This is a genomic window from Haloarcula sp. CBA1122 (genome assembly GCF_009741785.1).
GTDB lineage: Archaea > Halobacteriota > Halobacteria > Halobacteriales > Haloarculaceae > Haloarcula > Haloarcula hispanica.
The window spans coordinates 73,914-99,374 of the sequence record NZ_WPCB01000008.1 but is presented as its reverse complement, the minus strand read 5'-3'; the positions used below and the strand labels follow the sequence as shown (position 1 = coordinate 99,374).

Below are 25,461 nucleotides of genomic sequence, written 5' to 3'. Positions count from 1 at the left end.
GCGTTCGAGCGCGAGTCCCTGCTGTTAGGCCGTTCGAGCGCGCCGAGTTCCGCTGCGAGATTGTACGCGATAGTGGACTTGCCGACGCCGCCCTTGCCGCCGGTGACTGCCAAGATCATGCCAGGCGCGACAGCGTCTCGGTCGGCACTGTGGCGGCCGCCCGTCGGTCGGCGAGCCGTCGGCCCGCCGGGCCACGCGCAGCGGACATCTGCTCGTCAGTATCGCCGCGTCGCGCGACCGTCCGGACGCCGGACAGGCCGTCCGCCGCGCGAACCGCAGCTGTCGCCGCCGACAGCGAGTCCGCCTCGGCCAGCCGCTCTGCGCGGTCGACGCGTCGAGCAACGGTTTCGAGCCACTGCGAGACAGCGTCGGGGAGCTGCTGGTCCGGTCGCTGGCCGCTTGGAGTCCTCGACTCGGCTGGCGATTTGACGGTCGCTCGCTGCGGGTCCATCTCCTGTTCGACTGTGGATTCATTCGACCGCCGACTCGCGGCTTCGGCCGCCTGCGATGGCTCGCCTGCAGGCACAGCATCAACAGGCGGCGACGGGTCGCCCAGTTCCCTGAGGACGGCATCTGCGGAGTCGAGTCGCTCGTCCGCCGGGGTCGTATCGGACGTCGGCTCGGCACGCACCAGATCTGCCGGCTGGTCAGATAGTGGGGCCGGCGTCGCGTAACCGAGCGCGTGCGTTCCCGGGCCGACGATGCCCTCGAAGCCGTCCTCGGTCCAGCCGGCCTCTGGAACGCCCTGCTTTCTCGGCGGCCAGAGAGGGCCATCGAGACAGTTCCGAACAGTGATTCGAGTCGGTTCGGTAACGTCGCCGACGGTCGCCGTGACGAGCGTCACGCCGTCAACTCGCTCGGCGCGACAGTCGAAGGTAACCATAGGGGTGGTGGTCCGGCCTTCCGATTTAAAAGTCAGCAGCGGACGACAGGGGCGTCGAGACAGTCCGACGCAGCCGTCGGTGACCTGAACCGATCCGTTCCGAGGACGACCGGTGCGGGCGTCCGGGCGACCCGGAGTACGGCCAGCGCGGCCGTTACTGGATCGGCGTCGAACGGGCTGTCCGGGACCGGCCCCGGAACGGCTTCGATGGCCCGAGCGAACGCATCGGCGCACCGGTCGACGAGGGTCGCCCGGGCACTCCGTCGGAGATTCGCCAGTTCGTCAGCAAGCCGTCGCTGCTCCTCCAGCGTATCCCGGTAGGCGCGTGCCCGCTCCCGGCGGAGTTCGCGGGTCTCTCTGGCGGCAGCCCGTCGGGTCTCCCGTTCGCTCAGTTCTGTCGCCGCGTCCCGGAGGTCAGCCTGTACCGCCCCGTCGTCCGCCCCGACCGCCTGCCGAGCGGTGAGACGGCCGCGGTGGGTCGCGACCGCTTCCTGCAAGCCGTCGATGGTCGACTCCGGAACCGGCTCGACAGGGTCCGGCAGATCCGGCGGCGAACATTCGAGCTCGGCCAGCTGGGCGCGGCACTCCGCGATAGCGTCGTCCTGCGGGGTCTCGTGTCCCCGTGACCGAGCGGCGGCCGCGAGCGCAGTCCGCGTTCGCAGTCCCATCGATGGATGGACGTGCCCTGCGTAGGCGTACACGGACGGTGGTTCCGGACAGGAAACGACCGGAACGGACTGCTGCCCGCGGATGCTTGCGGCGATGGTCCGACCGTCGACGTCTCGCGCTCGGAGGTCGACGACAGCGCCCGCGTAAGTGGTTCCAGCGACGCGGAGCTTCACAGGTCGACGCCTCGGAGTTGGTCCGGGTCCGGGAGGTCACGCCCCGACGCGAACCGCTCGTAGGGCGTCGCCGGTTCCTCGCGTGCCTCGTACCGTTTGGCCGCCTCGCGGACGTGCTTCGGGACGTCTGTCGGCTCAAACGGCTCGACGTGTTCGATCTGTATGTCGAGGTCGTGTTTCTCGTGGAGCCGGAGCGCCTGGAAGGCCCCGAACTCGGTTCCGGAGAACAGCGCTGCTCTCCCGAACTGCCGAACGACACAGTCTTCGTGGGCACGACAGACGTTCCGCAGGTCTGTGCGTGCCGCCCGGGAGTACGTGACGACGAGTAGCACTGGGTAGACATTGATATTATTACTATAAAATTTTACTGAATTGAATGTGGTTTAAATTGAATATATATGACGACTGGCAAGAAAGATAGCGGGGCGATCGGACTCCGGAGTCGACACTGTGGACAGCAGATGGAGACGCCGACAATACCTACGGTGCTAGAAAACGCCCTACTCGACGACTGTAACGGTAAATTCGCCGGCGTCCGCGACGAGGTCTTGCACCCGTTCGCGGGCTGCTGTCTCGGACGGCGCGAGGACGACGAGGCCGTCCACGCCGGCCTCACCGCTTGCCCGGTAGGCCTGCAGGTCCCCCTCGAACTCAGTCGCGTAGGTCCGGAGCGTGCCGCGAACGTCCTGTTCGAGGTCACTGAGTGACTTCGACCCTGTCTCGAACTCGGCCAGCGCCTCCTCGATGTTGCGGAGTGCGGAAATGCGGTCCATATCAGGTCGTCCGGAGGTGGTCCGTCCGGGGCTCGTACACCTCACCTTTCTGTTTCAGCTTGTCGATCTCGTGTTCGGCCTTCGACTCGTCGATGCCGACCTCCTCGGCGCGTTCGATGACCACGTCGGCGGGTGCGCCCTCGTCGTACTCGTCTTCGATGTCCGAGATGATGCCTTTGATGTTCTGGATGCGGTCGCGCTGGGTCTTTGACTGGCCGGTCTCGACCACATCGGCGTCGAACTCGCCGGTCTCGGGGTCGACGCCGATCTCCTTCAGGCAGTAGTGGGCGATGTCGACCGCTCGGTCGGCGTCGGCTTCGTCGACGGTGTCAGAGAGGCGTATACGTGCAGAGGCCTCGGCCAATCGGACCAGCGCCTCCAGTTTCCGGGCGGTGACGGGCACCGGCGCGTCCTCGTCCTGTCCCTTCATCCGTAGGTCGACGTAGAAGTCCTCGATACGGCTCTTTGCCTCCTCGGTCATCGTCGGGAAGCAGTTGCGCTTCGCGTAGGCGACGTACTTCCGGAGGAGGTCCGGTTCGATTGTCGGCGCGACCTCCTCGGTGACGGTCCCGACCTCCTCCTCGCTGAAATTCGAAGTGGGGTTTTCCGTCCGGTGCGTGTGGAGTTCGCCGGCGTAGTTGGTCTGGATGATGTGCTCGGCGAGGTTCCGGTCTTTCTCCTCGTCGGGCTTGTCCGTCACGGTGAAGATGAGGTCGAACCGGGAGATGAGCGCCGGTTCGAGGTCGATCTGCTCCCCGATGGGTTCGTACTGGTCGAAGCGGCCGTACTTGGGGTTGGCCGCGCCCAGCAGCGAACAGCGGGATTTGAGTGTCGCGTTGATTCCAGCCTTCGAGACGCTGATACGCTGCTGTTCCAGCGCTTCGTGCATCGCGGAGCGGTCTTCCGGAGACATCTTATCGAGTTCGTCGATAGCGGCGATGCCCTGGTCTGCGAGCACGAGCGCGCCCGCTTCCAGCGTCCACTGCTGGCCGTCGCCGAAGTCGTCGCGCACGGCGGCCGCAGTGAGCCCCGCGCTCGACGACCCTTTGCCGGAGGTGTAGACAGAGCGTGGTGCGATATTCTCGATATATGACAGCATCTGTGAGTTATGCGAGACCACGCCGTTAGTGAGATAGTTGTGTGTTCCCTCGATTTCGAGGTCGTAGACCCACTTTTCGTCGTGTTCGATAGGTTCTATCGATTCGATCCGGTCCCATGCCATATCGCCTTCGACGAATGCAGTGAGTGAATCCAGGTCTTGACGGAGTGACCCCGTTCCGCCGCCGTCGCTACGCGCAGTGTCGCTGATAGGTGTGTCATTGTTCATCTCAGCCAACCGTGCCTGGAACGCATCGAGAACCGATTCGAGACTGTCACGGCTTGGGTTTCGGCGTCCCCGCTCGTAGTGTTGATACGTCGAACGCGGAAGGCCGCACTCGGATTGGGTCAGTCCAAGTGCTTCCCGGATGCGACGGAGTTCCGGACCCAGATTGGGGACAATATCGAGATTCGTATTTCCGCGAGTTCCCTGGAACTGCTGGCACGCCTCGGTCTTTCGCTCTGTAATAAATCCGATTTTTTCGGCGTAGTCATGGAAGGAGTTTCCGGAGATTCGAAGCCGGTAGCTACCGTTGTTCCGGGGTTGGAGTTGTGCCGTGATTCCTTGTGTGACGAGCAGAGTTCGAACATCTTCCAGCAGCGGTTTACTCATCGAAGCAACAGTAATCTCCCGCTGTGATGTCGAAACGTGTCCCTCTCCCTCGATATAGCCTCGAATAAATCCGGTGACAACGTTGTCGCTGGCTCGCATGATATCTTGCGGAACGCGTCTCTCCGCCGAGGACTGGAGCAACGTTTCGTCCAGAGATGCGAGGAAGCTCACGAACTCGCCGGCAGAACACAACAGTTCGCGGGTGGTCTTCCCCTCGTGTGAACTCCGTTCCGTAACGTTGAGGTTCAGTGTCTCCAGAACAGATTTCGCGTCATCGAGAACTTCGCGGTCGTTATTGGTTATCGAAACATACCCCGTGTTATCCGGACGTTGCTCGACGTACCCCTCGGCAACAATATAACCGATCAGACGGGCCAGTTCGGGTGTCCACTGCGGTGGAAGGTCAAGGTCGATTCTGTTGTGGGCCTGTGATTGTCGGAACGTGACATCCAGTTCGTTACGGGCATTTGTGGAAACCTTCCGTGGAACGGCAACGTGTGTCCCGCTCTCTAATTCCTCGGCTTTCCTGGCCTGAAACCGCCCGTTAGATTGGACGAACAGTGGATGTGACGGTGTTACATCGAGTTCACGACCGGTCGCGGTTCGTATCCGATACAGTGTTTCCGGTGCCTTGCGCTTCCAAACCTTGGTCGCGTTTTGCGTGGCTACTGTTCCATCGGATTGGAGTGACGGGACATCGAAATCAACAGTGTCCCACACGCCGTCGTCGACTGGTTTGGGATCATCTAAGTTCGATTCAACGACCTCTCGTATCGGCCGTTCGTGGCCGTCTGCGAGAGTTACTCGCGTGTCACCGTGGACGCATTTCCCCGTCCCCGGATCTCCTATCAGCAACATATGGAGATCTCCACGTATCCGAGATCCGTCAGGAAGCTCTTTGGTCACGCCCGAGAAGAGCTGGAGCATCATCGCGAGCTTCTCCTTCTCGTAGCCGTAGATGGAGGGTGCGATGGCCCCGACCATCTTGTCGTAGATGTCAGCTTCGTTGGAGAGTTCGACGATCTCCTTCTTGTCGGCGTCGGTGATCTCCATGTCCTCGAACTGCTCGTCCTCGATTTCGACGCTGACGCCCTCCATGTAGATGTCGAACATCGGGGACTTCTCGTTGTCGTTGCCTCGCTGGTCGAGCTTGAGGATGCCGGTCACGCGGACGTGATCGCCCGCAGTGACGTGGCCTGTGATGTCGTCCTCGATGTTGATGTCGATGGACTGGGGTGTCTCCCCGCCGCGCAGTCCCTCGGGGGACTCCTGCACGCGGAGCTTCTGGGCGTCGATGAACTGGGACTGGTCGGTGTTGAGCCGGAACGGCCCCTGTCGTTCACAGCCCTGGCAGTCGTGGGGTTCCTGGAAGTCGCCGGCGGTCTGGGGGATGCGCGTGAGCGTCCCACAGCGCTGGCACTCGAAAGCCGCCTCGATGACCTTCGGGCGCACGTCGGTCGCTTTCCGGATGATGCCCCTGACGGCGACGAGGTTGCCGTGGTGTTCGTGGCGCAGGTCGCGGATGTCCTCCGACTCGGGGAGGTTCCGGACGCGGACGTGGGCCTGTCCGAGCGACACGTCCACCGGCAGGTCGTACAGTCGCAGGGCCTCCTCGGCGTACTCCTGAATCTGCTCGGGCTTGGTGCGGTAGTCGTCGGCCAGGTCCGGATCGAAGCGATAGAGATCGTCCCAGTCGATATACAGCGATTTCTGGTCGTTCGGATATTTCTGGGCGAGCTCACCGATCTCGTTGCGGTAGTAGTTGCGGTAGAACTCCTCGAAGCGGTCGATGAGTTCGGTGTTCTCGGCGGTCGCCATTTGAGTGGACAGTGGTTATGCCCACTGGCCTAAGAAGGTTCGCAAACCGGGGTGGAACTGAAATGAGGCGGCATTGGGGTACTATTAGTATCAGTGCCGAGAATTGGGACCAGTAGTTTTTGCTGGTATACCTGATTCACTCAGAGTAGAATAACCGTGCGCGATCAAAAAATCACAAGGCGTCGGCTCCTCGCCAGCGGCAGCGCGGCCGCGACCGCAACGCTCGCCGGCTGTGCAGGCCGCTTCGGGGATTTCGGAGGGAGCGGAGACGAGGACACCGGCGACAGCCAGCAAGCGACGGAAAGCGACATCGACGTGAGCGATGCGGCGGCGACTGTCGGAATGGTGTACGCACTGGGCGGGCTGGATGACCGCTCGTTCAACGATGCGGCGAACCGCGGCATTCAGCGCGCGCGGCTCGATGATGGGGTCGAATACACGAACCACGAGCCAAACAGCGTCGCCGCTTCGCCGAGGTACAGGCCGAACTGGCGAGTTCGACGAACCCACCATACGACCTGATCTGCTGTATCGGATTCCTGCAGGCCGAGGGGCTGTCTGAGACTGCACCGGAGTACACAGACCAGCAATTCATGATCGTCGACTCTGTCGTAGAGGCCGACAACGTGGCGAGTTACGTGTTCCGCGAACACGAGGGATCGTTCCAGGCCGGGAACCTCGCTGGGCTGCTCACGACCAGAGATATCGACCTCGGGGCAGGCTCGACGAACCCGGACGAGACGACCGTCGGATTCGTCGGCGGCCTCGACCAGCCCCTCATCCACAAGTTCGAGGCCGGCTTCAGAGCCGGCGTCGAGTACGCCAACACGGACGTCGATGTCCTCACGGAGTATCTCGGGAATTTCGACGACGTGCAGGGCGCCCGCGACATCGCAGCCGGGATGTACGACGATGGGGCGGACATCGTCTACCACGCAGCGGGTGGCGCAGGTGTCGGCATCTTCCAGGCCGCACAGGCCAGTGGCCGGTACGCAATCGGTGTTGACTCGGACCAGTCCCGCAGTAATCCCCGGTACGCGGACGTCGTGCTCGCGAGCATGGTCAAGCGGGTGAACGTAGCCGTCTACGACGCTGCGACGGCGACGGTCACGGACAGCCTTCCCGCTGGTGAGGTGGTCTCTCTCGGGCTGGATAGTGACGGCGTCGGCGTCGTCTATGGCACCTCCCTCGAACCGGCAATTCCCGACGATGTCAGGGAGGCGCTGTCGACGTCGCGGGAGCAGGTCGCCGCCGGCGACATCGACGTACCCACTGAGCGCTCCAACACGGGTGGTGCCTGATGGCGGGCGGTCCGCTCGACGGACTGGCGAGCGCGCTTGATCGGGTCGCTCCCGAGTTTGTCCGGCAGCGGTTCGCTGCGAAGTTCGCTGTTGCGTTCCTTGCCGTGTTGCTCGTCATCGCGGGCGCTGGCGCGTTCACCTTCCAGGCGACATCCACAGCCGTCGAACGCCAGACGACCGGACAGCTCGCCGAGACCAGCCAGCTGGAGGGGGGCTCTATCGGCTCGTGGGTCGAACAGCAACGCACGCACACGCGCTCCGTCTCACAGGGCGAACCGCTCCGGAGCGACCGGCGCGCCGCGGCGTACATCCTGTTGCAGGACCAGCTACTGCCCGACGATGTTGTCAGTATGCACCTCGTAAACGATACTCGTGGCGAAGTGGTCGCCAGCACGGAACTCCCGCTGGAGGGGCGGTCGCTATCCGAACTTGACGCGCCGTGGACGGCCGCCGAAGTGCCGGAAGGACCCGGGAACAACAGTCAGGTGTGGTCGAGTAGTCGGTCGTACCGCTCACCGGTCCTCAACGACGAGCCCGTGATGGCGTTCGCTAGCTCGGTCCCGAAGCGCGACGGCTCGTACCTCGTCGTCGTCACGCGCATCCAGAGCCAGGTCGACCGGCTCAGCGATGCCAATTCCACGAAGGAAACCACGATTCTGAACACTAACGACGAGACGGTGTTGAACATCGACCGCGAGTTCGATGCCGACACCCATAGTGAGAGCCTCGCGGCGATCCGCGACGCGAACGGCACTGCAGCACCGGTGACAGCGGTTGCCGATGGTCGCGTGTACGCGTTCGCGCCCGTCCCGACCACCAACTGGGTCACTGTTACGAGCCTGGACACGGCCCAGGCGTTCAGTGTCCGGGATACGGTCGGTCAGACGGTCGGACTGCTTGTACTGCTGGCGCTCGTTTCGTTGTCGGCTGTCGGTCTCGTGCTTGGGAAACGCACGGTCGACCCCCTGAAGCAGCTGCGAGACCGTGCCGAACGCATCGAGGCCGGGGACTTCGATGTCGACCTCTCGACGAACCGTGCCGACGAAATCGGCCGGCTCTACGGGACGTTTGACGATATGCGAGTCTCGCTGCAGAACCGCATTCAGGAAGCGGAGGATGCGGTCGAGGAAGCGAAGACGGCGCGGGCGGAAGCCGAAGAGCTGCGTACGGAAGCAGAAGACGCACGGGCCGAGGCAGAGGAAGCCAGCCAGCGTCTGCAGGAGCGCGCCACCGAGTACAGCGCGGTGATGCAAGACATCGCCGACGGTGACCTCACGGAGCGACTCGACGAGGACGCGGAAGAGACGGCGATGCGGGAAGTCGCAGTGGAGTTCAACGCGATGCTCGACGGCCTCGAAGCCACCGTCAGCGAGGTCGCGGCGTTCGCCGACGAGGTCGCGAATGCCACAATCGAGGTCGCAACCGGGGCCGAGGAAATCGAGACGACGAGCCAGACCGTCAGTGACCGCATACAGGAGATCGCCGACGGCGCTATCAGACAGCACGACGACCTCGAGGAGGCCGCCGCCGAGATGGACCAGCTATCGGCGAGCATCGAGGAAGTCGCAGCGTCGTCGACGACGGTCGCAGAGACGGCCAGAGAAGCCGTCGACCGTGGCGAAGCGGGCCAGGAAGCCGCCGAGTCGGCCATCGACGACATGGCGGAAATCGAGTCCCGCTCGGCAGACGCGGTCGACCAGATTCTCGCGCTACAGGAGCGGATGGACGACATCGGCGAGATCGTCGACTTCATCTCGGATATCGCCGAGCAGACGAATATGCTCGCCCTGAACGCCAACATCGAGGCCGCCCGTGCCGACAAGGACGGCGAGGGCTTCGCCGTTGTCGCCGACGAGGTCAAGAACCTCGCGGAGGAGACGAAACAGGCGGCCGCAGAGATAGAGGCCGAAATCGCGGCCGTGCAGACGGAGACCGACGAGACTGTCACGGACATCCGCGCGACCAGCGACCACATCGACACCGGTGTCGAGACTGTCCGCGAGGCTGCCGACGCCATCGAGGATACCGTCAAGGCAATCGAGGACGCCAACGACGGGATTCAGGAGATTGCGGATGCCACCGAAGACCAGGCCGACGCGACACAGAGCGTCGTCCACCGCGTCGATGGGGTTTCCGAGATCAGCCAGAACGTGACAGAGGACGCCGAGCAGGTATCGGCGGCCGCCGAGGAGCAGTCCGCGTCCGTCGCTGAAATCGCCCAGAGCGCGGACGAACTCCGCGACCGCGCCGACTCGCTGGCCGCGACTGTCGATCAGTTCGACACCAGTGGCGGGGGAGACGACCACGGCGATGCCGACGGTGCCAGCGAGGAGCGCACTACGCGTTCCACCCCCGACGGGACTGGCGACTAGCGCGGCGTGCCATCGCTACGGCTTCTTTTCGCAGTGTGGCTCGGGTATTCGCTGGTAGCATGTCAGCGGCAGTGGGAACGCGAGTACGACTACGAAGAGCGATGACTGCGAGGGACGATCAGAACGAGTATCTGAAGGAACGACAGTAGAAGCGGCAAAAGGGCCACTTCGAGTGTGGTAGGGATGGGATCGCCCAGATTTGAACTAGGGGCGCGGGCACCCAAGGCCCGAAGGTTACCAAGCTACCCCACGATCCCGCATCAACATCTCGACCGGACAGCGAGTAAAGGGTTTCGTTGCGAGGCCGCTGTGTCACGCGGGAGCGAGGCCCCAGAAGTACGCGATGCCGAGCGTGGTCACGACGGCGAAGACGGCCTGTAGCGGCGCTCCGACGCGGAGGTAGTCAGTGAAGCGGTATCCACCGGGACCGTAGACGAGGAGGTTCGTCTGGTACCCGACCGGCGTCATAAAGGCCGTCGAGGCGGCGAAGGTGACGGCGAGGACGAACGCGAAGGCGTTGGCATTCAGTTGCTGGGCCGTTTCGATAGCGACCGGAATCATCAGCACGACGGAGGCGTTGTTCGAGATGATGTTCGTCAACAGCGCCGTGACGAGATACATCAGCCCGAGGACGACGGCGAGGCCGCCTCCGGCGGTGAGGACGCTGCCGGCACCCATGACGAACAGCTCCGCGAGCAGGTCAGCGCCGCCGGTCTCCTGCAGGGCGACACCCAGCGGGATGACGCCGGCAAGCAGGAAGACGACGTCCCACTGAACGGCGTCGTACAGTTCCGACGGGCGGAGACAGCCGGTGAGGACCATCGCGAGCGCGCCGCCCAGCGCCGAGATGACGATGTGAATCGGAGTCAACGCGGCGACGCCGACGACGGCGGCGACGATGCCGACCGCGACGGGAATCTTCGACCGGCGGAAGTCCGGCCGTTCGACCTCCTGGGCGACGATGAAGTCGTTGTTGCGGTTGAGGCGGTCGATGCTGTCGGGGGTGGCCTGCACCAGCAGCGTATCGCCGATGCGGAGTTTGACGTGGTCCATCCGCTGGCGGTACAGCTCCTGGCCGTGGCGAAGTGCCAGCACGGTTGCGTCGTAGCGCTGGCGGAAGCTCGTGGAGACGAGCGTCTCACCGATGAGCGAGGAGCCGGGAGCGACGACGACCTCGACGAGGTTCTTTCGCTCGTTTGCGGCCTCCAGTTCTGCCTCACCGACCTCGACTTCGGGAATCACGTCCAGCCCTTCGACGTCGAGGAGGTCGACGAGCGTGTCCCGGCCCGTCCGAATCGCGAAGACGTCGCCGGCCCGAATCGTTTTCTGGCCGAAGGGTTCGAGGAACGTTCGTTTCTCGCGGACCAGCTGGACGATGTCCACGTCGAACTCAGATACCCTGAGGGCCTCCTCGACGGTCTGACCGATGAGCGGGGAGTCCTCGCGGACGACGACCTCGGTGAGGTACTCACCCATCTCGAACTCCTCGGTGAGGTCCTCCTCGGCTGGGATACGCGACGGGACCAGATAGCGACCGACGGTGAGCAGGTAGATCGTCCCGACGATGGTCACAATGATGCCGAGCTGGGTGAACTCGAACATGCTGAACGGGCGGCCGAGCAGTTCCGCCGAGAGCTGCGAGGCGAGGATGTTCGTCGAGGTGCCGATGAGGGTCAGCATCCCGCCGAACATCGAGGCGTAGGACAGCGGCAGCAGCAGTTTCGACGGCGAGAGCTTGCCCTTGTGCGCGATGTCGGTGACCATCGGCAGGAGGATGGCGACGGCGGCGGTGTTGTTGATGAACCCGGAGATAGGCGCGACCAGCCCGACGGTCGCACTGAGCTGTCTCGTTTCGCTGTCCCCGGTCAGCGAGGCGATTTTCGCGCCGAGAATCTGGACGATGCCGGTCCGCTGGACGCCGTCGGAGAGGATGAACATCGCCAGCACCGTTATGGTCGCCGTCGAGGCGAAGCCAGAGAGCCCGCGGTCCAGCGGCGAAATCCCGTCACCGGCCTGGTGTAACACGTACACCGGCTCGGCAAGCAACCCGAGGTCGGTCGCGAGCACCGTCACCGGTTCGGCCAGCATCAGCGCGACCATGACGGCGATAGCAGTCACGTCGACTGGCAGCGCCTCCGTCGCAAACAGCACCAGCGCAGCGACGATAACCGCGAAGACGAACAACATCCCCGGCGTAACAGGTGGCAGCGACACGTCTGGCCCCTGCGCCGCCAGTGACAAAAGCATGGGTCGTTTGCGTGCGGTGGCGTCCGCTCACACCCTGACCAGGCAGCCGACGTTTATCCCTGTCCGGGCCGAATAGATCACAATGAGCCTTTTCAACGATCTCGGTCGGAAAGTCGAGGAGCTGAAACAGGAGGTCGGGAACGCGTCCGACGACGAAGCCACCCACCGGTGTATCGAGTGTGATACGCTCCTCTACACGGACCACGACGAGTGTCCCGAATGCGGGAGCACGTCAGTCATACCCATCTCTGACTAGCAACAGCGAGAAACCGCCTGGCCGGTGTCGCGTCGCTCACCGCGTCGGCCCGTCACGACCCAGGTCTTCGAGCAGGGCGTCGTAGCTCCGGCCGAACACCGCCTGTTTTCTGAGCGAGGTTATCGCGACCTCGAAGACGGGGATGGCGAACTGCCCGCCCGGTCCGCCGACGACGACGGCCGCTTCGTGGTCCGTCTCGTCGGTCCACTTGCCGTCGAGTTGCCGGACGAGTACTTCGCCGAAGTAGCCGCCGAGTTCCCGCACGACACTGGTGAACGCGCGGTCGTCGAAGGAGTCGTCGCTCCCGAACGTCGTCTCGGCGAATCGCTCGTCGTCCCACTCCGCGTCGACCAGATCGTCGAGTCGCGAAAGCGAGGCCGGCGAGAAATCGAGGTCGTGCTCGCCCCAGAAGTCGGCGAACTCGACGGCGGTGTCGGCGTGGTCCGCCCGGACCGTGCCGGGTTCCCACGAGCGGGCCATCGAGCCAGCGGTCGAGTCGCTGCCGGTGGAAGCAGGCTGCTCACGTTCGTCAGCGGCCGCCGTATCAGGCGTCTCGTCAGCGGTTGCGTCCTGTGACGGTGCAGTCTCAGTGGCATCAGACGCCTCGACATCCCCGACAGGAGCCGATGTGTCGGGACGATCATCGGACTGTTCCACGGCGTCGGATTCCGCAACGGCTGCCGGCGTGTCATCGACCCCCGCGGCGTCAGCGGTGTCTGCAGGCGACTCGTCACCCGTGGTTTCGGAAACCGCCTCCGCGTCTGTAGCGACGTCTGACGACGCATCCGGCGAGATATCGGGCTTTGATTCGTCGTCTATCGATGTCCCGGCCGCTCCGTCGTCGGCTGTATCGGTCACTGCTTCGTCAGCAGATGTGTCGGTTGCCGCTCCCGCGGGCGCGTCGACAGTTCGGTCCTCGTCGCGAGTGTCGATAGCCGAGTCTTCGGGAAGTGTCTCGTCCGCCGGCGCTTCGTCCGAGGGGTCCGCTGTAGCACTGTCGGCTGCCGGTTCCGCTTCGTCGATGTACGCGGCCGCTTCGTCGGCAGTGGCCATATCAGCGGTATCATCGGCATCGGCCGTCGTCTCGACAGCATCAGTCGTGTCAGCAGTCGGTCCGTCTTCAGCGGCGTCGAAGGTCGAGTCCGATGCCGGTGTTTCGGCCGTTGGTTGCTCATCGGCAGTATCAACAGCCGACTGCTCGGCAGCGGGTTCGGTGGCCGGCTCCGCATCGCTTGAGTCGATAGTCGACCCCTCCTCGGTGGTTTTAGCGGCCGACGGCTCGCTGCCGGCATCGTCTGACGCTGACTCGGTCGTCTCGGGCTCTGCGTCCTCGCCGATGTCAGCGGTCGAACCGTCGGCGTCGTCACTGCCCCACGGTGGCTCGTTCTCTGGCTCGTTCTCTGGCTCGTCAGCGACCTCACTGGTGGCGGGTGTGGGGTCGGTGTCGTCCGGCCGGTCTTCGCCTTCCGACTCAGATTCGACCCGCCGGACGATTCGAGTCGGCTCTGTTTCGATGGCCTGGGACGAATCGGTATCAGCGGTGTCGCCGGCAGTTGCCTCACTTCGCTCATCTGTCGCCGTCGGTTCGGGCGGTCCGTCGCGTTCGTCCGCCTGTCCATCGTCGACGCGGCTAACGACCCGCGTCGGTTCGGAGACGACGCTGTCGGCGTCGGTTTCGTCCGCGTCCGGCTCTGTCAGACCGTCGTCGTCAGTACTCTGTATGCTATCCAGTTCCAGGTCGGATTCCAGACGCGTCACGACGGCCGCAAACACCGGTTTGTCGGCGAACGAGCGAGCGGCCACGTCGAACACCGCGACACCCACCTCATCGTCCGGGCCGGCGACAGCGACGCCCCATCGACCGTCTGACTGGACCCACTTGCCGTCGTACGCCCGCACGAGGAGTTCGCCGAGGTAGCTTCCGAACCGAACCGTGTTCTCGGTGTAGGTCGTCACACTCGCGGCGTCGCCGACGGTTTTGCCGTCGTAGCTCTCCTCGATAGCCGTATCGAGGCGTGCGAGTGCGTCGGGGTCGAACGTCAGCGGGTCCGCGCCGTCGACGACGCGCTCGGCGTACTCGCGAAAGGTCGGCGGGTCGAGCGTCGCCGTGTCCAGCAGTTCCGGCCCGTCGTCGGACGCCCGGTCGCCTCCGGCCGTCGTCTCGTCCCCGTCAGTCGACGAATCGCCGCCGCCGACGGCGCGACGGATCGTATCGAACAGGCCCATGGACACCGGAAGTACGTGCCGCTACAAGAATGTACGCCGAAAGGATACTCGGCCGACAGGTCTGCGGAACGAACGCGGCTCAGTGCTCGTCGCGCAGTTCCATGTCGGCGACGATCTCGTAGGGGTGCTGTCCCTTTCGGATGCCGTCGAGCAGCTGGAACGACTCGTCGGGCGCGAGGAAGTGCCGGGTCACGGCTCGGCCGAGCGGCGTCGGTGAGAGCCCGTCGATAAATTCGTACTCCAGTAGCTTCCCGAGCGCGTGCTTGGTCGGGACCTCGCCGACCATCCGGTCGTTGAGCCGCTTGGCCTGCTTGCCGGCGACGGTGACGTTCGCCAGCGTCTCCTCGACGGCCGCGCCCTCGTCGTAGCGGGTGATGACCGGCTCCATCTCGCCTTTCAGGAGCTTGAACGCCACCTCGTCCTCGGTCATCTCCATGCTGTTGTGGTACGAACAGTCCGGCTCGACCAGCATGTAGACGGTGCCCTTGTCGTGGTAGTCCGGGCGACCAGCCCGGCCGAGCATCTGGCTGAACTCCTGAACGGTGAGCCACTCGATACCCATCGCAAGCGAGTCGAAGATGACCTGCGAGGCCGGGAAGTCGACCCCCGCCGCCAGCGCCGCCGTCGTCACGACCGCCGCGAGGTCCTGATCAGCGAACTGCCGCTCGACCCGCTGTCGCTTCCGGTTGTCCAGCCCGGCGTGGTACGGCGCGGAGCTGTACTCCAGTTTGCGTGAAATCTGGTGACACCGGCGTCGGGAGTTCGTGAAGATGATGGTCTGGCCGCGGTACCCCTTGCTCGACTTGTTGTCGAAGGCTCGCTTGACGAGCTTCTTTTCGGTCTCGATCTTCTCGCGGCCGTCGGCGAACGTGACGTGGCGCTCGATGGGGACCGGCCGCTCCTCGAACTCGATGAGCGTCGCCCGGAGCTGGTCGGCCAGTTGGCCGGGGTTGCCGACCGTCGCCGAGAGATAGATCCATTGCGTATCGCCGCTGTCGGGTGCGCCGCCGGACTCGCAGTAGTATTTGAGTCTGGAAATCAGGCCGTCGAGGCGGTGGCCTCGCTCGTCCTCGCCGAGCGTATGGACCTCGTCGATGACGACCGTACCGACCGTCCCGAGGTCCTTGCCGGTCCGGAGCGCGTGGTCGATTCCCTCGTAGGTCCCGACGATGACATCGGCTTCGGGGTCGAAGCGTCCGCCCTCGTCGGCGATGCGGCTCGCGCCCACGCGCAGCGACACGTCGACCATGTCGCCGTAGCGGTCCTGGAACTGCTCGTACTTCTGGTTCGCGAGCGCGACCAGCGGGACGAGAAACAGCATCGTTCCCTTGTTGTTCAGGACGCGGTCGATGCCGGCCATCTCGCCGATGAGCGTCTTCCCCGTCGCCGTCGCGCTCACGACCAGCTGGTCCGTTCCCTCCGTGGCCCCGTGCTCGACGGCGAGACTCTGGACCGGCAGGAGCGTGTCGAACCGGGATTCGAGATGCTCCTGCATCCCGGGATGGAGGTCCAGCGAATCAACGCGAACGGGGTCGACCTCGTCGACGGTGGCCGAAATCTCGTCGAACTTCGTCAGGTCCGGGTCCAGCTGGCCCGACAGGAGGTTCGTCACGCGGTCGAGGGCCTGCACTTCGAGCAGGAGCTCTTCGAGCCGGTCGCGAGCGTCGCCGCCGATGTTTCCTTTGTAGGCGAGTTCTCGGTCGAGCTGCTGGCGAGCGCACTCCGGGCAGATGGTCTCGTCGTCAGTCTCGATAGCCGTCTCGCTGGTAATCGGTGAGTAACGCCCGTCGGAGGCACACAGCCGACAGGTCCGGACGACCTTGGCCTCGACCTGATACGCGTCGAGCATCTCGCGGATTCGCTCGCGTGCACGCGGAGCAGTCTGCTCTGAAATGCGAATGCGGGCCGCACGGCGGGCGAGGTCGACGAACTGGTCGGGCGAGCGAAGCTCCTCGCTGGTTCCGTCCTTGACGCGGAGCCGACGCGGGCGGGGGCCGGCGTCGGTCTCCTTGAGTTCGAGGATGCCGTGGAAGAGCCGCTCGCCGTCCCGGTGGGCGGCGACGCGGAACTCCTCGCCATGTTCGTGGAGGAACAGCGTCTCTACCTGTGCGGCCTGCTGTGACACAATTATCTAGTGGCGACTGCGCTACTTGAGCGGTTCGGACTAGCTGTGGGTGTTACTGGTGCTGTGACAGTTGATTTAAACAGCCGGAAAGCCCCGGTCGGCTACGCTCCCGCGCCTCGCTGTGCGCTTCCCTCGCTTCGCTCGGTACAGTGCTTGCGTCGTCGGGGTTCGCGTAGCCGACCGCCCCTTTCAGTCCCACCCAGCATGGCTTGTCCAACGAGCGACGGGTAGGGCAGTCTGGCCCGCACTGTTCCAAGTACGGGGAGAAGTGAACTGTTGCTCCGGGTCACCCTTGCAGTTTGATTTCGTCGTCGCCGGCGGGAACCGCACAGAGGAACGCGCCCGGTTCGTCGCCGTCGTTGCGGTACCAGTGGACAGCGCCGGCGGGGATGTGGAGGCTGTCGCCGGCTTCGACGTCGTGTTCCTCGCCTTCGATACCGACGGTATACCGCCCCGAAAGGACGTACTGCTCGTGTTCGATGTCGTTAGTATGTTTCGGCACGCTGCCGCCGGGGGCAAGCGTGAAGCGACGGATTGCGAGGTTGCCGCCGCCCCCCTCCTCGCCGATGAGGACGCCCTTTTCCAGCCCGTCGGCTGCGTCGACGGCCTCGTACTCGATGTCGTCAGCGCGGCGAATCAGTGGGTCGCTCATGTGCGGTCCATCGCGGGCGCGCCGCAAAGGCGTACCGGCGTCGGTTACCACGGCAGTTCCGCCAAGGGGGCTTAAGACCGTCCCCCGATAAGCGACGGGTATGCGCCGGTTCCGCATCGGAAGCGCGTTCGGAATCCCGATCCAGTTGGACCTGACATTTCTCCTCGTGCTACCGCTGTTCGCCTGGATTATCGGGACACAGATCGAGCAGACGACCGAGCTGTTGAACGGGACGCTGAACGCCGGGCTGGACGCGGCCGTCCTCACCGACGGCGCGCTCGTCTGGGTACTCGGCATCGGTGCGGCCCTCGGCCTGTTCACCGGCGTCGTCCTCCACGAACTCGGCCACTCCCTCGTCGCTATCCGCTATGGCTTCCCTATTGACTCCATCACGCTCTGGCTGTTCGGCGGCATCGCCCAGCTCAGCGAGATGCCCGAAGACTGGAAACAGGAGCTGGTCATCGCTATTGCCGGCCCCATCGTCAGTATCGCCGTCGGCGCTGTCTGTTTCGTCGCGTTCCAGCTTCTCCCAAGCGGTGCGGCGACAGCCATCGAATCAGCACGGTTCATCCTCGGCTATCTGGCGCTGATGAACATCGCACTGGCGGCGTTCAATATGCTCCCCGGCTTCCCGATGGATGGCGGCCGCGTCCTGCGCGCGCTGCTGGCCCGCCGGCGGTCGTACGCCAGAGCCACCACCATCGCCGCCGAAGTCGGGAAGGTGTTCGCCGTCTTCCTCGGCCTGTTTGGCATCTTCGTCCTCGGAAATATCTTCCTCGCCGGCCTGGCCTTCTTCATCTACATCGGCGCGGCGGGCGAGTCCCGCCAGACCTCGATGCGGGCCGCGTTCGAGGGCGTCACCGTCGCGGACGTGATGACGCCGGCGGACCACGTAACGACAGTCCCCGAGGACATGTCCGTCCGGGAACTCATCCAGACGATGTTCAAGGAGCGTCACACCGGCTATCCGGTCGAGCGCGGCGGCGAGGTCGTCGGCCTCGTCACGCTCGAAGACGCCCGCGCCGTTCAGGAGGTCGAGCGCGAGGCCTACACCGTCGGCGACGTGATGACGACGGAAATCATCACAATCAGTCCGGAGACCGATGTGATGGACGCGCTGACCTCGCTCCAGCAGAACTCCGTCGGTCGCCTGCTCGTCACTGACGAGGACGACTCCTTCGAGGGGTTACTCACCCGGACAGACATCATGACAGCGCTCTCGATTATCAAGTCCAGCGGCGACTTTACCCCCATCGGTGAGACGGAGACCGAGACTGTCCGGCCGGAATCAGGGATAGAGCGGTAACGGTCACTCGCCGTCGAGATACGACATCGCGTCCTCGTCGGAAACCTGGTCGAACTGCTCGTAGTACTGGCCGACGGCGCGGAACGCCGACGGGACCTCCAAGCAGACCACCTCGTCGACCAGCGCTTCGAGGTCCGAAATCGCCCGCGGCGAAGCGACCGGCACCGCAAGCACGAGTCGCTCGGGACCGGCCTGTCGGATCTGCTCGATGCAGGCCCGCGCCGTCGCGCCCGTCGCCACGCCGTCGTCGACGAGGCAGACTCGCTTCCCGGTAAGTGTCGGCGACGACTCCGAACTGCGGTAGCGCTGGGCCTTCTGTCGGGCGGCTTCCGCCATCTCCGCTCGTGTGCTCGCAACGTAGTCTCGGGGTATCTCGCGTTGCTCGATGACATCGGTGTTGAGCCAGACCGCTCCGTCCGCGGCGACGGCGCCGATAGCGTACTCGGGGTTGTTCGGTGCGCCGATCTTCTTTGCGACCGCGATGTCCAGCGGGACGTCGAGCGCGTCGGCGACGGGGCGGCCCACTGGCAGCCCACCGCGCGGTATCGCGAGGACGATGTCGACCGCGATATCTCGCTCGCGCAACGCCTCTCCCAGCCGTCGACCGGCAGTTTGCCTGTTCTCGAACGTCGGGGAGCGGTTGCGTGCCATACTGGTTAATTCGCTGTCGGGAAGCAAATAGCTCCGCATTCTGACGGTCAACTGGAAACCTCGCACCAGCCGAAGGGCACCGTTACTCGTCGGACAGCGCCGCGGCAATCGCTTCGAGTTCTCCCTTCCGGAAGGGCTGTTCCGCGTCCGCCGGGTCGTCGTCCTCGCGCTCGCCGATTGTCCAGAGAATCCCCGCCCGCATCTGCGGCTTCGACGGCAGTCGGTCCGTGTCGATATCGTACCCGACAGCTTCGCAGATGGCCGCCAGAGCTTCCTTGGTGAAAGCAGTCGAGACCGGGCGTTCGTACCGCCCGACAGCCTCGCGGATCTCGTTCCGCAGTTCGTCGACAGTTGGTGACATACGCGTACTGGCGGCGGGACTGATTGTGTAGATTCCGGTCCAGTTACGCCATCGCGCCGCCTGCGACGGGGGTATCTATTCGAGGGATACCGGCCCGCCAACGCAACTCCGCCCGCGAAACGTGACCGAACTCGGCTCGACGGTGACAGCCCGGACACAGCGAGACGACGTTGTCAAGCGTGTGTGCGTCCCGGACGGCGAGCGCTGGCATCACGGCGAACAGCCGAACCGGCACGATGTGGTGCACATCCGGGTTCCGTCCCAGTTCCTCGGCAGCAGTGCCACACAGCACGCAAGCGTGGTCGTCCCGCGCCAGGGCCTGCTCGCGCACCGACCGCCATCCCGGTCCGTACTCGCCCACGCCACCGCCGCGCCAGTTCGGATGCCCGTCACCGGTGAACGCCGCCGAAAGCCACTCCGCGTGGCAGTCACGGCTGCAGAGGACGACTTCACTCTGAATCTGACTCGGATATCGCTCAATGCGGGCGTCGCAAACGTCACAGGAGACCGATAGTTTGCCACCGGACCACGAGTGGTGTGCAGCTCCAGAAATTTGTGGCGGGTCGCGCCACGCCGCGTTCTCGACACAGTCAGAGCAGTATACCCCATCTTTCTCCGACGGGTAATACTCGAACTTCGCGCCACAGACCTCGCAATTCGTCTGCTCTGTCGCATCCGAAAAGTTCGGATTGGCTTTTCCTTCGTACGATACAGCGGCATCGTGGCAGTGCTTCGAACAGTAGGCACGGGCGGACTCACAGTAGAAGGAATCTCCACAATGGTTGCACTCTCTATTCGGTAGCCGTTCGTCGTGGACGCGGCTATGATGCACCCCAAGACCACGTCGACTATCGAATACCCGACCACATGTCGGACAGTCAAACTCTTTCACAGGGCAGACAAGAACGTAGTAGATAGTAAATATGAGCCGAGTAGGGTGAAAGTAAAACTAAACGTACTGATGTCCTCGGTTCAAAACATATAAGAAAATTGATACAGTCCGGGTGCGGGAATTGAACCCACGTCTCAGCCACCACAAGGCTGAAGGATACCACTACCCCAACCCGGACACGCTTATTGAGGCAATCATAGATATTCCGCTGGAACAGAAATACGTTACGAATCGGGGAACCAGTGAGTCGTGAGAGCGCGTGACAGCGGTGGCACGTCGGTTCGGAGTTGAGTTCGACTATAGTAGCCATTGAAAATCAGTGCACACCTGCTCGCACGCCTGCAATGCGGTCAGTGTGTAAACCATTTCAATTGTTACGATAGCTCACCGGCTGCTTCGAGACGCTTTTACACAGCCGACGCGTACAGAGAGGCACGCGTGGCTATCACGGACAAAATCTACGTCAAGAACCACCAGCAGCTCGCCTCCCAGCTAGAGACGAGCTTCCCGAAGGGGGCGTTCAAGGGTGCGACGCTGGACATCCTGTTTCAGGGCGAGGGGTTGGCAAAGCTCGACGAAGCCTCCAGAGAGCGAGTCCTGGATTTCGCTGAGGACTTCCTCGACTGTGACTGTGAGGCCAACCCCCACTGTGGTTGTGCCGAGCGGAAGTTCATCTCGTACCTGCTGGAACTGCGCGAGCAGGGAATGGGGCCGGACGCCATCGTCGACGTGATGAGCGACGATTACATGCTGTATGCGTATCCGGGCGACGTGCTCTCTTTCCTCGATAACTCCGTCAGAACGTTAGAAGCCGTGGAAACCCTGGCCGATGTCGATGGGCGCGACGACGTCGCCGAGGACGTACAGCAGAAACGCCAGCGGTTACTCTAGGTCGTCGAAGCTGCCGATGCGATAGGAGGCGTCTTCCTCTTCGCCCTGATCGAGGTCTTCGAGATGAATGACCTCGTCTTGATCCATCTCGTCGAGTTGCTGGCGGAGCTTCGTGACGTAGCGCTTGTGTTCTTCCAGTTGTTCGCGGAGGTGTTCGGCTTCGAGTTCGAGTCGCTCGTGCTCGCGGACGAAGCTCTTCGGAACTTCGACTTTCGGCGGGAAGCTCTCGGTACTGGTCTCGGTTGCGTCGTCCTCGAACTCGTGTTCCGGCGCGACCTTCACCTGACCGTCGTGGGAAACAAGCGTGTCGACGTAGTCACGAAAAACTGCGGACAGCGAGATATCGCGCTCCTCGGCGATTTCGCGGAGGGTTTCGAATTTGTCCTCGCTGACGCGAAAGGAGATAGTCTTGTTTTTGTTGCCCATAGTTGTGTACTGTTTTAGCAGCAACGTATTTAATCGTTTGTCAGACGCTACCGGACCGGTCCCTTGGTGGCCGGCTTTGACGACAGTCGAACCGCTGTGATTTAACCGCCGGCCGACCTCGGTATCGGCAAAGATGGCGACAGACATCGACGCAACTGGCCACCACTTCGGTATCATCGTCAGCAATCTGGACCGCGCGGTCGAGTTCTACCGGGACGTGCTGGGGCTTGACGTAGTGACTCGCTTTTCCGTCGGTGACGAGGCGTTTGGAGCCGCTGTCGACATTGAGGGAGCCAGCGCCGAACTGGTCCACCTCGACGCCGGCAACGTGCGTCTGGAACTGGCGACCTACGAACCCGAGGGCGAGGAAATGCCCGACCCCGACCTCAATCGCCCGGGGGCGACCCATCCCGGTCTGGAAGTCGACGACCTCGACGCCGTCGCCGACCGCTTGCCCGACGACGTTGAGACGCTCAGCGGCCCGCAAACGACCGAAAGCGGGACGACTATCATGTTCGTCGTCGACCCAGAGGGGAACCGAATCGAGCTACTGGAGCCGTAGTAGCGGACCACTCACCAGCAGCAAAAAATAGACGACTGCGCCGCGGTCAGTCCGCGCTGGCTTCGGCCTGCTCGTCCTGCAGACTCTCCAGCGCGCCGACGACCGACTGCCGATAGTTCTCGATTGACAGTTGGTCGTATTCCTCGTCAGCCATCGAGATATACTCGTCAGTGGCCGGGTCCTCCATGTCGGCTTCCTTGTACCGCTTGACCCGGTCAAGCGTTCGCTCGGCCGTTTCGACGACCCAGCGGTCCCGCGTCGCTTCGTCGACCTTCGAAATGGACTCGGGGCGAATCGAGACGTTCACTTCGCCCTCGTCGGTCTCGTAGGTGCGTGGCTTGCCGACGACAGCGACGTAGGCCGGCGGCTCCAGTTCGCGCAGCATCGACGCCGCGTCGGGCTGGTACTGCCCGGCGTACATGAAGAACGTGTCGCCGTTGGGGTCGACGACCCGGCCCTGCCAGTACTCGCTGTCCTCACCGACGTCTTCGGTTTCGGTGAGGGTCCCGACCAGGAACACGCGGTTGGCGCGCTGGCCGGTCGGCAGGAGGACGTACACCGGCGCGCGGTCGTCGTCGGATTCCTTGAACGTGTAGCTCGCGTCGTTGAACTCGCGTGCGAAGACGCGCCGTGCGACCTCGCGGGTGGGTGTACTCGCCATTTAGATCGACCTCGCTTTGATGAGAATCTCGTCTGCATCCACGGCCCCGGTCAGTCGCTCCTGCTCGTCGGCGAGCAAGTAGCGGCCAAACGTCGGACCGCGGACGCGGTAATACCGGCCGAGGATTTTCTGTCGCATCTCGTCGGCGACAACGGTGGTGTCGAGCGCGTCCATCGCCATCTCCTTCGCCTCTTCGAGGGCGATGCCGGTCAGCTCCTCGGTCGCGTCCTCGTCGAAGATGACCTCGGTGACCTCCTCGCCGTCGTCGAGGACGCCCTTGATTCGGAGGTCGAACTCGCCTTCGACCTCGCCGTGTTCGCTACAGCGGCCGTTCTGGAGGACGCGCGTGCAGTCGTCCTCCGGACAGCGCTTGATGAGCCCGGAGCCCGACTGGATGTCGACCAGCGCGCCCTCGGCCTCGACGCTGTCGTCGCCGACCTCAATTGCCTCGTCGAGTTCCTCGATAGTGGTCGTCCGGTTGAGCTTCACGGAGAAGCGGCCCTGGTACTCGTCGGTGACGACGTTGCGCAGGGCGTAGGACTTCCCTTCTTCGAGCGACGGGAGGTCGGACTTCGACCACTTCGTGAACTTGATCGTGCCCGTCTCGTCGCCCAACAAGCCGACCTGGGCCACGGCGTCGGCGCGCGGCTCCCAGAGTTCGACGACCGTCGCGCGAACGTCGACCCACTCCTCGGGGGCGTCGACATCGGCGACGTTCACTTGCTCGTTGCCGCCGCCGTCGCCGCCGCCCAGCTGGTCGCGGTCCATACCAGCCTCGTCGAGGTACGTGTTGACGACGCTCCGGCGGGCCTCACTGATGGGGACCTGATAGTCGTTCACCAGCGTATCGAGCCGCTCGACGACGTCGTCGACGTCGATCTCTAGCTGGTCGGAAAACTGCTCGTGTATCTCTGTCGCGTGGGTACGCAAATCTGACTCAGTCATTGGCTTTCACTGTCTCCGCCTGGTTTTCGTTGGGAGACATCCGACGCTTGGTCGCCTTCGGATATAAACACTCGCCCAGCGGAGTGAAAGTGAAAGTGAGTGAGGGTGTTGCGGTCCCACAGTCGCGGCGCGAGAGCCACGCGAGAAGATTGATTTGTCGCGGGGCACAACGGTCAGTATGGCCGACGACGACCGACTCGCACGGTTCATCCGAGATACCTTGCGGTCGGCCGAGCAGCAGCTCTCGGACGCGAAGAAGGCCTACAAAAACGGCAAGCGGTCGGCGGAGGCCGGCCTGCCCAGGGACGAGGAGGGCCGGGCTCGAATCGTCTGTCGCCGCCACGCCGAGTACCGCGCGGTGTCGATGGACGAGCAGCGTCGGCCAGTCTGCTACGACGCAGAGAGTCCGGACTGTCAGGGCTGTGTCGAGGACATCAGAGACGGCACAATAGAGACGTGGTAAGCGGCTGCCGGCAGCGGCTCCGACCGTTTTTCAACAGGTTCGCCAGTATAACACTTTAGCACTGGCCGGGTTAACTCCGAGTATGGAGCGTCCAATCGTCGCGCTCGTCCTGGCCGGGGGAACCGGCACACGGCTGTATCCGGCGAGCCGGAGCGACCGGCCAAAGCAGTTTCTCTCGTTTGGCGAAGAGGAGTCACTGCTCGCCGAGACTGTCAATCGAGTGGGGTTCGCGGACGAGACCTACGTGTTGACGCGCGAATCGTTCGCCGACGGGGTGCGAACGCGCGCGCCGAGTGCTGCGGTGTTGACCGAACCGGAACCCAAAGACACCGGCCCGGCGCTGGCGTACGCGGCCCACCGCATCCGCGAACAGGTCGGCGACTGCGTTCTACTGTGTCTGCCGAGCGACCACCGGATTTCGGGGCCGTTCGAGACGGTCGCACGAACGGCGCGCGAGTCGCAGTGGAAACCGAGGGGCTTGTTACCGTCGGCATTGAGCCCGACCGGCCGGCGACCGGCTACGGCTACATCAAGCCCGGGCCGTCCGAGAACGGCTTCGCGCCGGTCGAAACGTTCCACGAGAAGCCCGACCGGGAGACCGCAGAGCGGTACGTCCGGGAGGGGTTCTACTGGAACGCCGGCCTGTTCGCGTGGACGCCGACGGCCCTCCTGTCCGCCGCGGCGTCGTCGCCGCTTGCACCCATGGTCGAGCGACTCGACGACGGGGACCATGACGCCGCCTTTGCCGCTGTTGACCCGGTGAGCATCGACTACGCTGTGCTCGAAGAAGCCGAGAACGCCTTCGTCGTCCCGGCGGCGCTGGACTGGGACGACCTGGGCTCGTGGGACGCCTTCGAGCGCATCCTCGACAAACAAGACGGAAACGCGGTGCTGGGGGAGGCGGTCACCATCGACGCCGATGGGAACGTGCTGGCGAGCGACGGGCACGTCAGCGCCGTCGGCGTCGAAGACCTCGTGGTGGCGTCCTTCGACAACCGAACACTCGTCGTCCCGAAAGACGAGGCTCAGCGCGTTCGGGAGGTCGTGTCGGAGCTACGCGATGACGAGCGATTCTGAGCGGATCGGCGGCCAGGGCT

The 25,461-nt window shown here is 63.8% G+C and carries 22 protein-coding genes, 2 tRNA genes and 2 pseudogenes; 8 read left to right on the top strand and 18 right to left on the bottom strand.

Annotated features, from left to right (window positions below):
- The 6 genes from GJ630_RS05265 to GJ630_RS05240 all read right to left on the bottom strand — a co-directional run.
- The coding region (locus GJ630_RS05265) for a P-loop NTPase (protein WP_191449499.1) at positions 1 to 119 on the bottom strand (119 nt) is incomplete at its 3' end.
- Entirely contained in the window at positions 116 to 883 is a 768-nt protein-coding gene (locus tag GJ630_RS05260; protein ID WP_191449498.1) for a hypothetical protein, read from the bottom strand. The genes GJ630_RS05260 and GJ630_RS05265, both read right to left, overlap by 4 nt.
- Before the next feature lie 32 nt (positions 884 to 915).
- Positions 916 to 1,725, bottom strand: coding sequence for a hypothetical protein (locus GJ630_RS05255; RefSeq protein WP_371727012.1), 810 nt, complete (start codon positions 1,723 to 1,725; stop codon positions 916 to 918).
- Positions 1,722 to 2,057 carry a hypothetical protein gene (locus GJ630_RS05250; protein WP_008307136.1) on the bottom strand — a complete coding sequence of 112 codons (336 nt, stop codon included), beginning with the start codon at positions 2,055 to 2,057 and terminating at the stop codon, positions 1,722 to 1,724. The genes GJ630_RS05255 and GJ630_RS05250 overlap by 4 nt, the downstream gene beginning before the upstream one ends.
- A gap of 168 nt (positions 2,058 to 2,225) precedes the next feature.
- Positions 2,226 to 2,498, bottom strand: a complete 273-nt coding sequence (locus tag GJ630_RS05245; RefSeq protein ID WP_191449497.1) for a hypothetical protein — start codon at positions 2,496 to 2,498, stop codon at positions 2,226 to 2,228.
- A gap of 1 nt (position 2,499) precedes the next feature.
- Positions 2,500 to 6,027 carry an LAGLIDADG family homing endonuclease gene (locus GJ630_RS05240; protein ID WP_191449496.1) on the bottom strand — a complete coding sequence of 1,176 codons (3,528 nt, stop codon included), beginning with the start codon at positions 6,025 to 6,027 and terminating at the stop codon, positions 2,500 to 2,502.
- A 156-nt stretch (positions 6,028 to 6,183) separates the two neighbouring features.
- On the opposite strand from GJ630_RS05240, the pseudogene GJ630_RS05235 reads away from it, so the two are divergent.
- Positions 6,184 to 7,328: pseudogene (locus GJ630_RS05235) on the top strand (BMP family protein).
- Positions 7,328 to 9,700, top strand: a complete 2,373-nt coding sequence (locus GJ630_RS05230) for a methyl-accepting chemotaxis protein (protein ID WP_191449495.1) — start codon at positions 7,328 to 7,330, stop codon at positions 9,698 to 9,700. Before GJ630_RS05235 ends, GJ630_RS05230 begins: the two are co-directional and overlap by 1 nt.
- 184 nt (positions 9,701 to 9,884) lie before the next feature.
- On the opposite strand, the gene GJ630_RS05225 is transcribed toward GJ630_RS05230, so the two are convergent.
- Together GJ630_RS05225 and GJ630_RS05220 are read right to left on the bottom strand one after the other, a co-directional pair.
- Positions 9,885 to 9,957 (bottom strand) — tRNA-Pro (locus GJ630_RS05225).
- Positions 9,958 to 10,012: 55 nt separating this feature from the next.
- Positions 10,013 to 11,887 (bottom strand): SLC13 family permease, encoded by a 1,875-nt coding sequence (locus tag GJ630_RS05220; RefSeq protein WP_014039077.1) that lies wholly within the window; start codon positions 11,885 to 11,887, stop codon positions 10,013 to 10,015.
- A gap of 142 nt (positions 11,888 to 12,029) precedes the next feature.
- Between GJ630_RS05220 and GJ630_RS19450 the strand changes: the two genes are divergently transcribed.
- Positions 12,030 to 12,203, top strand: coding sequence for a hypothetical protein (locus GJ630_RS19450; RefSeq protein WP_014039076.1), 174 nt, complete (start codon positions 12,030 to 12,032; stop codon positions 12,201 to 12,203).
- Between the two features lie 36 nt (positions 12,204 to 12,239).
- Here the strand turns inward: GJ630_RS19450 and GJ630_RS05215 are convergent, their stop codons facing one another.
- The 3 genes from GJ630_RS05215 to GJ630_RS05205 all read right to left on the bottom strand — a co-directional run bounded on the left by GJ630_RS05215 (position 12,240) and on the right by GJ630_RS05205 (position 17,206).
- Complete coding sequence (locus GJ630_RS05215; RefSeq protein WP_191449494.1) at positions 12,240 to 14,429, bottom strand: hypothetical protein; 2,190 nt, start codon at positions 14,427 to 14,429, stop codon at positions 12,240 to 12,242.
- A 79-nt stretch (positions 14,430 to 14,508) separates the two neighbouring features.
- A complete protein-coding gene (locus tag GJ630_RS05210) occupies positions 14,509 to 16,554 on the bottom strand; it encodes a DEAD/DEAH box helicase (protein ID WP_371727008.1) in 2,046 nt (681 codons plus the stop codon).
- A gap of 286 nt (positions 16,555 to 16,840) precedes the next feature.
- Complete coding sequence (locus GJ630_RS05205) at positions 16,841 to 17,206, bottom strand: cupin domain-containing protein (RefSeq protein ID WP_050037314.1); 366 nt, start codon at positions 17,204 to 17,206, stop codon at positions 16,841 to 16,843.
- Between the two features lie 100 nt (positions 17,207 to 17,306).
- Here GJ630_RS05205 and GJ630_RS05200 point away from each other — a divergent pair, with 100 nt between their 5' ends.
- Positions 17,307 to 18,512, top strand: a complete 1,206-nt coding sequence (locus tag GJ630_RS05200) for a CBS domain-containing protein (RefSeq protein WP_014039072.1) — start codon at positions 17,307 to 17,309, stop codon at positions 18,510 to 18,512.
- A gap of 3 nt (positions 18,513 to 18,515) precedes the next feature.
- Here the strand turns inward: GJ630_RS05200 and GJ630_RS05195 are convergent, their stop codons facing one another.
- The 4 genes from GJ630_RS05195 to GJ630_RS05180 form a co-directional block, all read right to left on the bottom strand.
- Positions 18,516 to 19,163: a phosphoribosyltransferase gene (locus tag GJ630_RS05195; protein ID WP_044951553.1), complete on the bottom strand. Its 648-nt coding sequence runs from the start codon at positions 19,161 to 19,163 to the stop codon at positions 18,516 to 18,518.
- 82 nt (positions 19,164 to 19,245) lie between these two features.
- Positions 19,246 to 19,524: a hypothetical protein gene (locus GJ630_RS05190; protein ID WP_014039070.1), complete on the bottom strand. Its 279-nt coding sequence runs from the start codon at positions 19,522 to 19,524 to the stop codon at positions 19,246 to 19,248.
- 43 nt (positions 19,525 to 19,567) lie between these two features.
- Positions 19,568 to 20,416, bottom strand: coding sequence for an HNH endonuclease (locus tag GJ630_RS20475; RefSeq protein ID WP_079980815.1), 849 nt, complete (start codon positions 20,414 to 20,416; stop codon positions 19,568 to 19,570).
- 106 nt (positions 20,417 to 20,522) lie between these two features.
- A tRNA-His gene (locus GJ630_RS05180) sits at positions 20,523 to 20,593 on the bottom strand.
- A 261-nt stretch (positions 20,594 to 20,854) separates the two neighbouring features.
- On the opposite strand from GJ630_RS05180, the gene GJ630_RS05175 reads away from it, so the two are divergent.
- Positions 20,855 to 21,307, top strand: coding sequence for a DUF5814 domain-containing protein (locus tag GJ630_RS05175; RefSeq protein WP_004590290.1), 453 nt, complete (start codon positions 20,855 to 20,857; stop codon positions 21,305 to 21,307).
- Here the strand turns inward: GJ630_RS05175 and GJ630_RS05170 are convergent.
- Positions 21,299 to 21,733 carry a CopG family transcriptional regulator gene (locus tag GJ630_RS05170; RefSeq protein WP_004515935.1) on the bottom strand — a complete coding sequence of 145 codons (435 nt, stop codon included), beginning with the start codon at positions 21,731 to 21,733 and terminating at the stop codon, positions 21,299 to 21,301. The two genes, GJ630_RS05175 and GJ630_RS05170, sit on opposite strands and share 9 nt — an antisense overlap.
- A gap of 133 nt (positions 21,734 to 21,866) precedes the next feature.
- On the opposite strand from GJ630_RS05170, the gene GJ630_RS05165 reads away from it, so the two are divergent.
- Complete coding sequence (locus tag GJ630_RS05165; RefSeq protein ID WP_007189593.1) at positions 21,867 to 22,295, top strand: VOC family protein; 429 nt, start codon at positions 21,867 to 21,869, stop codon at positions 22,293 to 22,295.
- Between the two features lie 46 nt (positions 22,296 to 22,341).
- On the opposite strand, the gene GJ630_RS05160 is transcribed toward GJ630_RS05165, so the two are convergent.
- A complete protein-coding gene (locus tag GJ630_RS05160) occupies positions 22,342 to 22,956 on the bottom strand; it encodes an RPA family protein (RefSeq protein ID WP_004960047.1) in 615 nt (204 codons plus the stop codon).
- Positions 22,957 to 23,901 carry a replication protein A gene (locus tag GJ630_RS05155; RefSeq protein WP_014039066.1) on the bottom strand — a complete coding sequence of 315 codons (945 nt, stop codon included), beginning with the start codon at positions 23,899 to 23,901 and terminating at the stop codon, positions 22,957 to 22,959.
- A 178-nt stretch (positions 23,902 to 24,079) separates the two neighbouring features.
- Between GJ630_RS05155 and GJ630_RS05150 the strand changes: the two genes are divergently transcribed.
- Both GJ630_RS05150 and GJ630_RS05145 read left to right on the top strand, forming a co-directional pair.
- Positions 24,080 to 24,364, top strand: coding sequence for a hypothetical protein (locus tag GJ630_RS05150; RefSeq protein ID WP_004960042.1), 285 nt, complete (start codon positions 24,080 to 24,082; stop codon positions 24,362 to 24,364).
- 82 nt (positions 24,365 to 24,446) lie between these two features.
- Positions 24,447 to 25,441 (top strand): annotated as a pseudogene (locus GJ630_RS05145) (mannose-1-phosphate guanylyltransferase).
- The last annotated feature ends 20 nt before the right edge of the window (positions 25,442 to 25,461 follow it).

What these genes read in the sequence shown, in the direction of transcription:
- GJ630_RS05240 (WP_191449496.1), bottom strand. Translation starts at nt 6,027, where the DNA reads ATGGCGACCGCCGAGAACACCGAACTCATCGACCGCTTCGAGGAGTTC.
- GJ630_RS05170 (WP_004515935.1), bottom strand. Translation starts at nt 21,733, where the DNA reads ATGGGCAACAAAAACAAGACTATCTCCTTTCGCGTCAGCGAGGACAAA.
- GJ630_RS05245 (WP_191449497.1), bottom strand. Translation starts at nt 2,498, where the DNA reads ATGGACCGCATTTCCGCACTCCGCAACATCGAGGAGGCGCTGGCCGAG.
- GJ630_RS05150 (WP_004960042.1), top strand. Translation starts at nt 24,080, where the DNA reads ATGGCCGACGACGACCGACTCGCACGGTTCATCCGAGATACCTTGCGG.
- GJ630_RS05195 (WP_044951553.1), bottom strand. Translation starts at nt 19,163, where the DNA reads ATGGCACGCAACCGCTCCCCGACGTTCGAGAACAGGCAAACTGCCGGT.
- GJ630_RS05160 (WP_004960047.1), bottom strand. Translation starts at nt 22,956, where the DNA reads ATGGCGAGTACACCCACCCGCGAGGTCGCACGGCGCGTCTTCGCACGC.
- GJ630_RS05200 (WP_014039072.1), top strand. Translation starts at nt 17,307, where the DNA reads ATGCGCCGGTTCCGCATCGGAAGCGCGTTCGGAATCCCGATCCAGTTG.
- GJ630_RS05260 (WP_191449498.1), bottom strand. Translation starts at nt 883, where the DNA reads ATGGTTACCTTCGACTGTCGCGCCGAGCGAGTTGACGGCGTGACGCTC.
- GJ630_RS05165 (WP_007189593.1), top strand. Translation starts at nt 21,867, where the DNA reads ATGGCGACAGACATCGACGCAACTGGCCACCACTTCGGTATCATCGTC.
- GJ630_RS05205 (WP_050037314.1), bottom strand. Translation starts at nt 17,206, where the DNA reads ATGAGCGACCCACTGATTCGCCGCGCTGACGACATCGAGTACGAGGCC.
- GJ630_RS19450 (WP_014039076.1), top strand. Translation starts at nt 12,030, where the DNA reads ATGAGCCTTTTCAACGATCTCGGTCGGAAAGTCGAGGAGCTGAAACAG.
- GJ630_RS05220 (WP_014039077.1), bottom strand. Translation starts at nt 11,887, where the DNA reads ATGTTGTTCGTCTTCGCGGTTATCGTCGCTGCGCTGGTGCTGTTTGCG.
- GJ630_RS05230 (WP_191449495.1), top strand. Translation starts at nt 7,328, where the DNA reads ATGGCGGGCGGTCCGCTCGACGGACTGGCGAGCGCGCTTGATCGGGTC.
- GJ630_RS05155 (WP_014039066.1), bottom strand. Translation starts at nt 23,901, where the DNA reads ATGACTGAGTCAGATTTGCGTACCCACGCGACAGAGATACACGAGCAG.
- GJ630_RS05190 (WP_014039070.1), bottom strand. Translation starts at nt 19,524, where the DNA reads ATGTCACCAACTGTCGACGAACTGCGGAACGAGATCCGCGAGGCTGTC.
- GJ630_RS05215 (WP_191449494.1), bottom strand. Translation starts at nt 14,429, where the DNA reads ATGGGCCTGTTCGATACGATCCGTCGCGCCGTCGGCGGCGGCGATTCG.